The organism is Runella aurantiaca (assembly GCF_003339505.1).
GTDB classification, from domain to species: Bacteria; Bacteroidota; Bacteroidia; order Cytophagales; family Spirosomataceae; genus Runella; species Runella aurantiaca.
Genome location: NZ_QPIW01000015.1, coordinates 46,861 through 59,579, shown reverse-complemented (window position 1 = coordinate 59,579; position 12,719 = coordinate 46,861). Strand labels below are relative to the sequence as shown.

The 12,719-nt window shown below is 45.1% G+C and carries 11 protein-coding genes; 9 read left to right on the top strand and 2 right to left on the bottom strand.

What is annotated here, in order from left to right:
- Positions 1-85 precede the first annotated feature (85 nt).
- The 9 genes from DVG78_RS17845 (at position 86) to DVG78_RS17805 (ending at position 9,339) form a co-directional block, all read left to right on the top strand.
- On the top strand, positions 86-1,159 hold the full coding sequence (locus DVG78_RS17845; RefSeq protein WP_114462412.1) for an NAD-dependent epimerase/dehydratase family protein: 1,074 nt from the start codon (positions 86-88) through the stop codon (positions 1,157-1,159).
- 53 nt (positions 1,160-1,212) lie between these two features.
- Positions 1,213-2,154: a glycosyltransferase gene (locus DVG78_RS17840; RefSeq protein ID WP_114462411.1), complete on the top strand. Its 942-nt coding sequence runs from the start codon at positions 1,213-1,215 to the stop codon at positions 2,152-2,154.
- 39 nt (positions 2,155-2,193) lie between these two features.
- Positions 2,194-3,798: a hypothetical protein gene (locus DVG78_RS17835; protein ID WP_147277112.1), complete on the top strand. Its 1,605-nt coding sequence runs from the start codon at positions 2,194-2,196 to the stop codon at positions 3,796-3,798.
- 80 nt (positions 3,799-3,878) lie between these two features.
- Positions 3,879-4,760 carry a class I SAM-dependent methyltransferase gene (locus DVG78_RS17830; protein ID WP_114462409.1) on the top strand — a complete coding sequence of 294 codons (882 nt, stop codon included), beginning with the start codon at positions 3,879-3,881 and terminating at the stop codon, positions 4,758-4,760.
- An 84-nt stretch (positions 4,761-4,844) separates the two neighbouring features.
- On the top strand, positions 4,845-5,780 hold the full coding sequence (locus DVG78_RS17825) for a hypothetical protein (protein WP_114462408.1): 936 nt from the start codon (positions 4,845-4,847) through the stop codon (positions 5,778-5,780).
- Between the two features lie 108 nt (positions 5,781-5,888).
- Positions 5,889-6,731, top strand: coding sequence for a phytanoyl-CoA dioxygenase family protein (locus DVG78_RS17820; RefSeq protein ID WP_114462407.1), 843 nt, complete (start codon positions 5,889-5,891; stop codon positions 6,729-6,731).
- Positions 6,728-7,699, top strand: coding sequence for a glycosyltransferase family 2 protein (locus tag DVG78_RS17815; RefSeq protein WP_114462406.1), 972 nt, complete (start codon positions 6,728-6,730; stop codon positions 7,697-7,699). Before DVG78_RS17820 ends, DVG78_RS17815 begins: the two co-directional genes overlap by 4 nt.
- Positions 7,696-8,511 (top strand): glycosyltransferase, encoded by an 816-nt coding sequence (locus tag DVG78_RS17810; protein WP_114462405.1) that lies wholly within the window; start codon positions 7,696-7,698, stop codon positions 8,509-8,511. The genes DVG78_RS17815 and DVG78_RS17810 overlap by 4 nt, the downstream gene beginning before the upstream one ends.
- Before the next feature lie 84 nt (positions 8,512-8,595).
- Positions 8,596-9,339 (top strand): glycosyltransferase family 2 protein, encoded by a 744-nt coding sequence (locus DVG78_RS17805; RefSeq protein ID WP_114462404.1) that lies wholly within the window; start codon positions 8,596-8,598, stop codon positions 9,337-9,339.
- Between the two features lie 8 nt (positions 9,340-9,347).
- On the opposite strand, the gene DVG78_RS17800 is transcribed toward DVG78_RS17805, so the two are convergent.
- Positions 9,348-11,204, bottom strand: coding sequence for a hypothetical protein (locus DVG78_RS17800; RefSeq protein WP_114462403.1), 1,857 nt, complete (start codon positions 11,202-11,204; stop codon positions 9,348-9,350).
- 37 nt (positions 11,205-11,241) lie between these two features.
- Entirely contained in the window at positions 11,242-12,708 is a 1,467-nt protein-coding gene (locus DVG78_RS17795; RefSeq protein WP_114462485.1) for a TonB-dependent receptor, read from the bottom strand.
- Between the last annotated feature and the right edge of the window lie 11 nt (positions 12,709-12,719).

The following is a 12,719-nucleotide window of genomic DNA, read 5'->3' as shown; positions in this document are numbered from 1 at the left end:
ACTTTTTTGACTTATTTTACGCCCTTAATTCAAGAAAAATAGAAATTTTCCAATATTAATCACACTTCAAAAAGACGATTATTCTATGAACATTGCACTTGTCACCGGTTCGGCCGGATTGATTGGGAGCGAATCTGTCGCTTTTTTTGCTGATAAATTTGACCTCGTGATTGGGGTAGATAACAATTTACGTCAATATTTCTTTGGACAGGACGGAAACACCGAATGGAATCGAAATCGTCTCCAAGATGGTTTTGCCAATTATAAACACTACAGCGCTGATATTCGGGAAGTGAGCCAATTGGAGCCTATTTTTAAAGAATATGGCACCGATATTAAGCTTATCGTACACGCGGCGGCGCAACCTAGCCATGACTGGGCGGCGCGTGAGCCGTTTACTGACTTTGGGGTAAATGCCGTAGGTACCCTCAATATGCTCGAAATGACGCGTTTGCATAGCCCTGATGCCGTGTTCATCTTTACATCTACCAATAAAGTTTATGGCGATAATCCTAATTATCTGCCGTTGGTAGAATTGGAAACCCGCTGGGAAATTTCGGAAGACCACGTTTATTACAAAAACGGGATTGATGAGCACCACAGCCTTGACCATACCAAGCACTCTATTTTTGGCGCGTCCAAAGTAGCGGCGGATATTATGTGTCAGGAATACGGCCGTTATTTTGGCATGAAAGTAGGAGTATTCCGTGGTGGCTGTTTGACGGGCCCGAACCACTCAGGAGCGCAATTGCACGGATTTTTGGCTTACCTTATGAAGTGTACCATTACGGGCAATCCTTACACCATTTTTGGATACAAAGGAAAGCAAGTGCGCGACAACATTCACAGCTACGACTTGGTAAATATGTTCTGGCATTTTTATCAGAACCCACGCCCTGGCGAAGCTTATAATGCAGGTGGCGGGCGTCATGCCAACTGCTCTATGTTGGAGGCCATCGCCATTTGTGAGCAAATTGCGGGCAAAAAATTGACCTATCATTATTCAGAAACCAACCGCATCGGCGACCATATCTGGTACGTGAGTGACTTAACCAAATTTAAGAGTCACTATCCAGGTTGGGATTGGAGTTATAACCTTGAGCAGACATTGGTTCAAATTCACGATGGTATTGCTGCTCGTTTGGCAATGCCTGCGTAATTGTTATCGGGTAACTACAGCTTATGCTCGATAGATAACTGATAACGAAAGAAATGACCCCAAAATACGTCATACTCATACCACAATACAACGATTGGGAGGCGCTAAACCTGCTCATCGAGCGCATTAATCAAGACGTAGCGACCGACACACTGGCCGCTACGTCTTTGGTTATAGTGGATGACTGTTCGAGTCAGGAAATGGAAAAAATAGCGCCTTTTGCTGGACAAAAAGTCCAAATCGTGCGGCTGTACCGTAACCTAGGCCATCAGCGGGCCATTACTATCGGGTTGTCGTATATTGCCAAAGAGCTACCCTGCGAGAAGGTCATTGTCATGGATGCCGATGGCGAAGACGCACCCAAGGATATTAATGCTCTGGTAACGGCTTCTGAAAAATGGCCCGACAAAGTCATTTTTGCTCAGCGGACCAAGCGGCAGGAAAGTTTTCTTTTTCGATTTTTTTACGGTATTTATAAGTTCATTTTCAGGCAATTGACTGGGAAAGTGATTACGTTTGGTAATTTTTCCCTTATCCCACAGCGTCGCCTACAAAACTTGGTGCGCGTTTCCGAAATCTGGAATAATTTTCCGGGCGGTATCATTCGCTCCCGGATTCCGTACGAAGCAATACCCACCGAGCGAGGAAAACGCTTGGCTGGCGAAAGCAAAATGAATTTTGTGTCGCTGGTGTTGCACGGATTGAGTACGGTATCAGTTTTGATTGATGTAGCGGCGGTCCGGATATTGATATTTTCCATTGGAATGTCCTTGGTTGCGCTGTTCATCATTTTTGTGGTATTATTTTTGAAATGGATGGACCATGCCACGCCGGGGTGGGCGTCTACGCTGAGTTCGGCGTTGCTGATTGTGGTGCTGCAATCTTTTCTGATTTCATTGTTTTTAGTTTTTATGGTACTTCAATACCGTACCCAACAGCAATTCATCCCCGTACTTCAATACCGTGATTTTATTGAAAAAGTGGAAGAATTGTAAACGAATTAATACGAGTCATAACTTGGTAAAAAACAGTAAGTGATAAGCTTCGATGATTTCCCTGTAGTTTATTTTGCACTGGGCTATGCATTGGCCGCTGGAGTCGTATTGCTTTTTTTTCTTCGAAAGAATATCCCCTTTTTTCCTACATTACTACTGATTCTCAGTGCCGTTCTGGTGGTATTTGTACGTTTGCCTATCCTGCTTTTCAATCAGGAAATCAATCCAGATGAGAGTCAGATTATTGCTCATGCCATTACCCTAAGCCAATATCCAACCTATTGGGAGTCAGTGGATGGAACGACGATTGGGCCTATCAATAACTATATGCTTTTGCTTCCTGCCTTTTTGGGGCTGGGTTTTGATTATACGGCTATTCGGTTGTTGGGTTTGGTCTGGGTCATTGGGAGTTTGTGGTTTTTCTATCAAAGTGTCAAAAACTTTTTTGATGCACCCACGGCTCAGTTGAGTCTTCTGCCCCCCTTGTTTTTTCTTGCGTTTACCCAAGACCCTGATTTTGTACATTATTCGAGTGAACAATTGCCGCTTTTTTTGTTGAATGTTGCGTTGTGGAGCGTTTCAAAAATAAACGTTGCTCGCTCAAACGGTTTTGTAGGCATTTTTTTGCTGGGAGTAGTACTGGGATTGAACCCTTTTGCCAAGATACAGGTAGTGCCGCAGGTGGTTGTAATTGGCCTTTGGGCGGTGATAAGCCTTTATCAACATAAACACTTTTTGAAGTCTGTGCTAGTCTTGGTGGCGGGTGGTTTGACTGTGCCCGTTTTTATTGTTGCATTGGCCAGATTATTGGGGGTGTTGGATGATTTGTGGGATTATTACGTGCTTGGAAACCTCATCTACGCGGGAGGTAGCTCATTGGTTGATGCCATTTTTCGATTACCCGCCTTTTTTGCGAAAAGTACCGACTTCTTATTATATCTAGGAAGTTTAGGACTGCTTTGCGTGCTTAGTTTTTTTCAAAAAGACAAACGACTTTCTGTTTCCAATCAAATAGGAGCGTTTGTTGTATTGTGGTTGGTAGCGGCGCTGTATGCGGCCACAAAAACGGGTAATGACTTTGTCCATTATCTTAATCTCTGTATTTACCCATTGGCGCTTTTAGGAGCATTATTCATTTACAAAAGTTCCAAAAATGGTTCACTTGTTCCAGTAGCTGCTTTGGTGGTATTGATTCCATTTCTTGTGAGTTTTGGTTTGAAAGCTATTCAGCATCGTCCACTCAATGCGTATGTTTCGGGAAATGACCATCGAGTGCCAGTGAGTGCTGTTTCTAAGCTAATTCTTAAATACGCTCAGCCCACAGACCGTTTGGTGGTTTGGGGTTGGATGTGTCGCTACCATGTCGAAACCCAAATGCCGCAGGGAACGGCCGAGAATCACTCCGAGCGGTCTATTTATCCGCACCCGTTGCGCCAAAAATATTACCAGCGTTATTTGGATGACCTGAAAAAAAATCATCCCAAAGTGTTTGTGGATGCAGTTGGAAACAGTTTATGGCTCAATGACCGCTCCACGCAAGCGCATGAGGCATTTGCTGAATTAAACGATTTTATAAGAAAGAACTATCGTTTCGTAGGAGAGGTAGAAAATACACGCGTCTACTTACGGAATACCGAACAATAAATTTGAAAATGTTAGCCACTTACTTATGCGCTAACTTTATGAAAGTTACGCTAATTTTGAATCTTGAATAGTAATACATAATGACACATAATCAATTTCTCGAATCGCTGGTTTCCCCAAAAACAGGAGAACCGCTGAAAGTAGCCGACAATGGCTTATCTCTTACCGCTCCCGATGGCACCATTTATCCAGTATTGGATTCGGGAATTGTAGATATGGTTCATCCGCGCGAATTGTTTGAAGACGACGCCCGCGAGCAGTACCTATACGACCAAGCCTATCAGCGCTATGACCGTGGTGTATCGTGGGTGTTTGAAACCCTCAATCACTCCGACGAAGCCGCTACGCGTGAGTTTATGATTGGTTTGATGGGGCTTAAACCTGGGCAAACTGTGCTAGAAGTAGGAGCGGGAACGGGCAAAGATTCGGCTTTGATTATCGACCAAATTAGCCCCGGCGGTACGGCGGTATTGTCAGATTTGTCGCCCAATATGTTGCGTTTGGCTACGCAAAAACTGCAACCAAAAGACGTAGATGTTCATTTTTTTCTAGGCAATGGCTCTTATCTGCCCTTTGCCGACGGAACCTTTGACTCGGTATTTCACTTTGGCGGTATCAACACTTTCTCGGAGCGTAAAAAAGCGTTTGCTGAACTTACGCGCGTGGTGAAAGTAGGAGGTAAGGTGGTTATCGGAGATGAAAGCATGGCTCCATGGCTGCGTAAAGAACCCACGTATGAGATTCTTTGGAAAGCTAACCCACTCTTCAGGGCAGAAATACCCTACGAAGATTTGCCGGCGACCGTTGAAAATTTCAAGCTTCATTACATTTTCGGGAATTGCTTCTACGTGATGGAATACACCGTAGCGGCCAAAGCGCCCGAAATTGACGTTGAGTTGCCGATTCCTGGCAAGGATTTTGTCGACAACTGGCGTATTCGCGCGGAAGGAAGTTCAAAATAAATGTTTTGTCAGCCCGAAAGAGCCTTCTAAGAATCGTGTCAGTTAGATTTTAGGGGCTTTTAGCACGACAAATACCGATAAACTATGTGGCAAAAAAAAGGAGTAATTTATAAGCCTGATGGCTCATTGGCGCACAGTCGCTCGCACGCACAGGTACCGTTTGCATATAAGCACCCCGATTTCTTACGGGTTTATTTTTCCTCCCGCGATGATAATGGGTATTCGCGTCCAACCTTTATTGATGTTGATTACGACGACCCTACCAAGATATTATACATCCATGACCGGCCAGTACTGGAGCTTGGCGGTCCAGGAGAATACGATGAAACAGGGGCGATGCCCGCGTGGTTTGTCGATATGCCCAACGGTGATATTTGGCTATATTACACGGGTTGGAACCGTACTTGGAACTCCTACCGGCTTTCGATGGGATTGGCCGTAAGCCATGACGGAGGGCTTTCCTTTACCAAAATGTTCAGAGGCCCTATCATGGACCGCAGCATTGAGAATCCGTTGTGGGCAGCTCAACCGTCAGTCATTCGTGAAGACGATGGCACGTGGCGGATGTGGTACATTTCGGGGCACAAATGTGAGTACATACACGGCTATCCAGAGCCTTATTATCGGGGGCAGTCAGCAACGTCGACTGATGGTATTCACTGGAAAATCAGCGATGTGCCTACACTAGATTTTGACGATTTTTTACACGCAGTAGGGCGTCCGAGCGTTTTTAAAGAAGACGGAATCTATAAAATGTACTACTCGTACCGTCATACTCGCGATTATCGTATTGATCGCAATCAAAGTTATCGCCTCGGATACGCCGAGTCGGTCGATGGAGAGCATTGGGAACGGAAGGATAATTTAGTCGGTATTCATAAATCTGAAAATCCAGAAGATTTTGATTATCAGATGATTGATTATGCAAATTACTATACCCATAATGGCAAAAAGTACTTGCTTTACAATGGTAATGGCTTTGGTGCGGCGGGGTTTGGGTACGCGGTATGGGAAGAATAAAGGATTGGAACGATTGTTGTAATTTTACCTTTTGATTTTTGACCAATGTCATTCTTTCAAAAGGAGTTGTGTGTTAGAATTGGGTTTTAAACCAAACAAATAAGTAAAATGGCAACATTAGCAGAGCAGTTTCGCCAGGAGGGTTTTTTACTCCTTCGTAATTTCTTAGACAAGAGCGTGGTAGAAAATATTTACCGTGAGGCGCGTGAAATATTTGCTGTTCAAATCAAGCGTGTAACGGGTCGTGTGGTTGATATCGATAATCGTGATGAGTTTGAAAGTGCAATGTTTGAGTTTTTTGAAAAAGACTTCCAAGCTTTTCGCAATACAGGTGTGACGGTTCAACACAGCTTGTCGCTTCACCGTTTTGCGGTCAGCGAAAAAATTAGTGATTTGCTGAAAGAAGTGGGGATTGAACAACCCGTTATCGGAGCACGTCCAGCCATGCAATTCAACAGTCGTTTTTTGTCAAAAGATGGTAGCAAACACTGGAAACTCGACGCCCACCAAGACTGGAGAACGGGCCAAGGCTCACTAGATAGCACTGTTATTTGGTTTCCGATGGTGGATGCTGGCGCCGATTTGGGTGCATTACAGGTGATTCCCCGCAGTCATAAAACGGGATTGTTGGAATCAAGCACCTCGGGCTATCAGGGAGGAATTACGGCAGACTTGAAAGACGAGGATTTTGTACAGACCGAGTTTCAGGTAGGAGATTTGTTGATTTTCTCGGCTTTTCTGGTACACCAGTCGGGAAATAATATTACCCGCAATATTCGTTGGTCGGTACAACTACGTTTCAATAATTTAGCTGAGCCTACTTTTATTGAAAGAGGGTACCCGATGGCTTATATTTACAAACCAGAAGCTGAATTGGTCACGCCCAACTTCCCGTCAGTGGAACAATTGGAAACCGTTTTTGCGTCTTCACCAGCCTCAGCAGTACAATGAAAGTAAGCGTCGCAATTCTTACGTACAACCAAAAGAATTTCATCGGTAAGGCCATCGATAGTGCCCTTGCTCAGCAAACTGATTTCGATTTTGAAATTTTAGTGGGCGACGATTGCTCAACAGATGGTGCGCAAGAAGTGATTCAAGCATATGAAGACAAATATCCGAACAAAGTAAAGGCTGTTTTGCACTCCAAAAATTTGGGTCAAAACGGCCTTTTCAATACCATAGAAACCCTCAAATTGGCCAAAGGGCGCTACATTGCGCCCATGGACGGCGACGATTACTGGACCGACGCTTCGAAGCTTCAAAAGCAGGTGGATTTTATGGAAGCACACCCCGATTTTTCGGCCTGTTTTCACAATGCGTTGATTACCTACGAAGATGGAAGCTCGTCTCATGTGTTGAATCCGCCCGATCAGAAAGCCGTTATCACCGTGGAAGACCTCGTGGGGGAGGATGAAATTTGGTTTATGGCCACCTCTGCCGTGATGTTTAAAAACGGGCTTATGCACTATCCTGAATGGTTTTTGCAATCGACCAGTGGTGATATTCCACGCTACGTGATTTTAGCAAAACAGGGTCCAATTGGCTATGTGCCAGGCGTTATGTCCGTGTATCGTAAAAACCGGGGCGGGGCTAGTTTTAGGGATCATTATCAGGATGCTCGATTTTTATACAATCGTATTCGGATGTATGAAGGAATCAACAAAGAACTTGGTCGCCAATACGATGCGTTGCTCAAACGAAACATTGCCCGCTATTATCGTATGTTGTTGGATGCTCGCCAATACCAAAAACGGTATTTCCAACGGGCTGGATTGGCGTTAAAATACCTATACTTAGGAAAACCCGATAAAGAGACCACAAAAGAGACCATTCGTGACTATATTTTGCCCAAGTGGCTGTTGCAAGTGTATAGCTTTTTTGCGCTGTTGCCCCACCGTTTGAAAGAATCATCTCGATGAAAGTAAGCGTCTGCGTTCCCACCTACAACCACGAAAAGTACATTGCTCAGATGCTTGAAGGTGCGCTCATGCAGCAAACCGACTTTGCGTTTGAGATTGTTATCGGCGATGATGCATCGACCGACACAGCCCCCACTATTATTGAAGAATATGCCCAGCGTTTTCCCGATAAAATTCGGGCCTATCTTCATCCCCAAAATTTAGGCCCTAAAACACCCAAAGAATTTGGAGGGCGTAACAACGTTCTTTTTTTGTTAAAAGCCTGTCAGGGTCAATACGTGGCGCTTTGCGAAGGAGATGACTACTGGACCGACCCGTTTAAACTTCAAAAACAGGTTGATTTTCTGGAATCTCACCCCGATTTTGCCATTTGTCACCACGATTTGGAGGTAATTTATGAGGATGGCTCGGAAAGTCATTCATTTAACCCCAAAACACAAAAGTTGATTTCGGATATTGAAGATTTATTGGAAGACCGTTGGTTTGTAGGTACTGCCAGTCTGATGTATCGCAATTTTTTTCGGGAAGAAGAGTTTGCGGATTGGCACCATCGGGCCGCCGCTGGCGATTGGGCGTTAGTGATTCAATTGGCGGCGCGGGGCGGCATCGGGTATATTCCAGAAGTGATGGGTAACTATAGAAAACACCGAGGTGGTTTAAGTAACGTCCATGCTGTAACCAATGCTTATTTTCTGCGTAATCGCCGTCAAATGTTTGCCAATGTCAATGAATGGCTGTCATATAAATACAATGATACCGTGCAGCAAACGCTCCGAAAATACGACCAGTTAATAGAAGAAATTGGAAATTAAAGCAAAACAAACCAATTTTGCCCTCACCGTCATTAATTTAACAACTACCTAATCGCACCGGCAGCCCGGTCATTCCGCCACTAAATGAAGCTTAGCGTTGTCATTCCCGCCTATAACGAACAGGAATCTTTACCACAAACGTTGCAGACTCTGTACGCAGCTTTGTCTAAACATGCTGTACCCCATGAGATTTGGGTGACAAATGATAACTCTAAAGATAATACGTTGGAGGTTTTGGCAAATTTGTCAAAAGAAATCCCTACGTTGGTTTACGAAACGAATCTCGGCCCAAATGGGTTTGGTTATGCGGTGCGCTATGGCCTAGAACGCTTTTCAGGCGATTGTGTGGCGGTCTTTATGGCCGACTTATCAGACGACCCCGAAGATTTGGTGAAGTTTTATAAAAAAATGGTTGAGGGAAACTACGACGCCGTATTCGGAACCCGCTGGGGCAAAGGAGGTAAAGTGTACGATTATCCAATGGTAAAAAAAGTCATCAACCGGATGGCCAATTTTATCATTCGGGTGATAATGGGGGTGAAATACAACGATACAACCAATGCTTTTAAGCTTTATAAAAGAGAAACGATGGAAGGACTGAAACCCTTTCTTTCGGCTCACTTTAACCTGACGGTTGAACTACCGCTTAAAACGATTGTACGAGGCTACTCATTCGCAATCGTCCCCAATAGCTGGACCAACCGAAAATACGGGGAGTCAAAGCTGAAAATCAAAGAAATGGGCAGTCGCTATTTCTTTATTTTGATGTATTGCTTCATTGAAAAGACGTTTTCTCGCGGTGATTATCGCAAAAAAACGCAGAAATAATTGCCTTCTTAGTTTGTTTCCACCCGAATAACCGCTGGTACTGTATCCGTGGTTCCAGTGCCACAAGTATTGTTTACCATCACAACTTTATACTCGGTTGTGGTGCGGGGATTTACCGTGAGTTGGTACGGATTGATAAAGGTTCCGTTGATGGTGGTGCCGTCAGAAAGCACAAATGACCAAGGTGGAAGTCCATTTTTGAACGATACGCGCAGGCGTGCCGCACCACCCGGACGAATCACGGCTCCGCCGGTCACGAGGGCTTGGGCGGCATTAGGCATCATCACTTGAAGCGTGGTTGGGGTTCCTTCAATGAGTGGGTCGGTAGAAATAACCCGTACTTGTTGTGTTGAAAGTGTGTCTTTCAGGTAGGGCGGTAGAATCTTAGCCCGCAGTGAACTGGTGCCACCGATGGTAGGCAAATACACCCAACGCCCGCTGGTATCTTTGATTTGTACCAAAAATTTATTGGCGTTGTTGAAACGACCAGTAGTACTGAAAGGAACCGTAATTTCGGTGCCTGAACAAATTGTTTTATCTGATAAATTCCCAGTGGCAATCGTTGGCGGTGGTATTTTTACGTTCACAAACGCCGTCCCCGACAAATCGCCCACGCCGCAAAATCCACCAGCTGAGGTGATTGTGTATGCCGTGGGATTAAGGGGGGATACTTTTACGGTATAGGGGGTGGTCCGAATGTCATTTTGGTAGGTTCCATCCGAAAGCAAAACAAACCAAGGTCCACCACCGCTAAAATCTAGGGTTAAGTTGGTAGACTCCCCTTCGGCGATTTGAAGGGTATCAGGGCGTAAAACTGTTTTGGCCGGAGCCGAAATAGCCACGTCGACAGTGTCGCTCATGATGGTCGGAAAGGTCGAAACAACGCGCAGTTTATAAATCCCTGGCTCTAAGCCTGTGGGTGTTTTGGCCATGATGGGACTTTGCGGAATCAACTCCGAAATATTCTTAAAATTTTGCCCAGTCGTATCGCTCAATTGAACGATAAAACCGTTGCCCGCCTCGTATTTTCCTGTTGCACTGAAATTAATTTGAAAAGGTGTGGCGGTACAAAGCCTAAAACCGACGCGAGGAATGGCTTTGAGGGCAATGACCGGGAGTGTATCCTGACTTACCTGAACCACGACTTCGCCTGAGGTGGTACCGCTTCCGCAGGTATTATTGACGCTTGTTACTTTAAAAGAACTCGTTTGCTCGGGAGCCACTTGCGCCGTAAATGGATTCACTAACGTATTAGTGACCGTAGTACCGTCAGAAACGGTAAATGACCAAGGGGCAGCGCCCGTGAGCATCACGCGGTAAGAGGCGGCTTGTCCTGGGCCGATTTTGGTATTTGTACTGCCGTCAATCAGTTCCATGCGGGCGTGAGGCAAGGGCAAAATCGTTAATCTTGTTGGTTTACCCACAATTTCAGGATTGGTGGATACGACCCTAACCAATACACTTCCTGAGCGGTTAGAGGGCAAAGTGACTGCAACAGGCCCTTCTTTGGCTGGTTCAGAAAGGTTGACAAACTTACCCGAAGCATTGGTTATTTGGACGATGAATTTATTATCTTCTTTAAAAGTTCCTGTGGTTGTAAAAGGAATCAGAATGGGGCTGCCCGGACAAACCGATAGGTAGGAGAGGTCGCTGATACGAACCTCGGTTTTAATCACCGTATCTGGCCTGAAAGTAGTATCACGCTGCAAGCCAATGAGCGTAGGCTTAAGCGTGTCTTTGCGAATCGTATCTGCACGCCAGGCGTTTTGAGTGGACTTAAATTGGCCGATATTTTCATTCCCTAACCACAGCCCCAGACTCGTCCAAGTCGCTACGAAACAACTAATAATGAATTTATGATACATACTTCTTCCGATTGACCCGCAAAGTTAAGACAATCTCTTATAAATTCCCCACTGCCTGATGGATGTGTGCTGCTTGTTTTGGTTCAAATACCACGCAGGGGAATCCAAACAAACATTTGTCCTTAATCATTTGAGCGACTTCGACGGGGACTTTATCTTCCCAGCCGGGTTCGCCCCGTTTGATAAGTTCTAACACACTGTCGGTGGAGATTCGGAGATTATCTTCATCGAAATCACGAATGTCTTCGATTTTATCGTTGCAAAGTAGGAAGTTAAAAAGGGGCTGGAGATTGGTAGGCAACGCAAAGTTTTGACAGGTCGAAAGCCTTCCATCTTTGAAAGTTGGATAAACAAAGAGTTTGACATTTCGGCTGAATAAAGTCGAAAACGACTCCAAAATTCCGCCTGGCAGTTTTTGGTAGTAACTTTCTTCAAAAATGTATTCTAAATTAGGAATCCCCAACACCAGTCCGATTTTGAGGCGGGTTGTTTTTGCTAGAAAAGCCACCAAACGGTGGTATTCGTGGTAGTTTGAAATCATAACGGTTTGTCCCAACGAAATCAGAATATCCACACGGTCCAAAAAGTCTTTTTCGTTGATGTCTTGCTCGCCTCCGCGCAGGTTGTGAAGCGTAAGTTCGGCTACCATAACTACTTTTTTGTCGTCCACGTCGGGTTCTGCCTTGAACTGCTTGAGGCCGTTGCGCAACATATCTACGTGTACATTGGTGATGGGCCGCAGGCGTCCGCGCAAGAGCAGGATATTTTTCTTGTAAAGTGCTTCCGACGGTTGTAAAACGTGGCCGTCAGGGCCAAACATGGCTACTTCAGTAAACCCGTGTTTGACGAGGTAAAGACTCATGAGCCGATTGTCAACTTTTTGAAAATCAGGGCCCTGAGTACGAATCATGTCGATTTGGATACGATCAGGACTGAGGTCGTCCATCAAAGAAATCAAAAGGGTTTCGGGTGATTTATGGTAAAAAAAACAGCCATAAATCAAATTGACGCCGATGATTCCCAAGGCCTGCTGTTGCAGAATGCTGTCGTTATCGAGCATTTTAATGTGGATAACCACATCGTTGTAGGGGGCACGGGGAGTAAGTTGGAATCGCAGGCCGAGCCAGCCGTGACCTTCATTGCTTTTCTGGTAATTGAGGGCAACAACGGTATTGGCAAAGGCAAAAAATAAACTGTCGGCACCGCGTTTTTCGGCGAGTCGTTGCTCCACAAGGTCGTATTCGTGTTGAATCATTTTCATCAATCGCGATTCAACCACGTAGCGGCCACTGGGCTCAGGGCCGTAGATTTCATCACTGAATTTCATGTCATAGGCCGACATGGTCTTAGCGATGGTCCCTGAAGCGCCGCCTGCTTTAAAAAAATTGGCTGCAGTATCCTGCCCTGCGCCGATTTCGGCAAAAGAGCCATAAATACGTCGGTCTAAATTGATACGAAGGGCTTTTTGTTTGGTACCGAGGTTTTTATCGTATTTATTATTCATGGAAAAGTCGT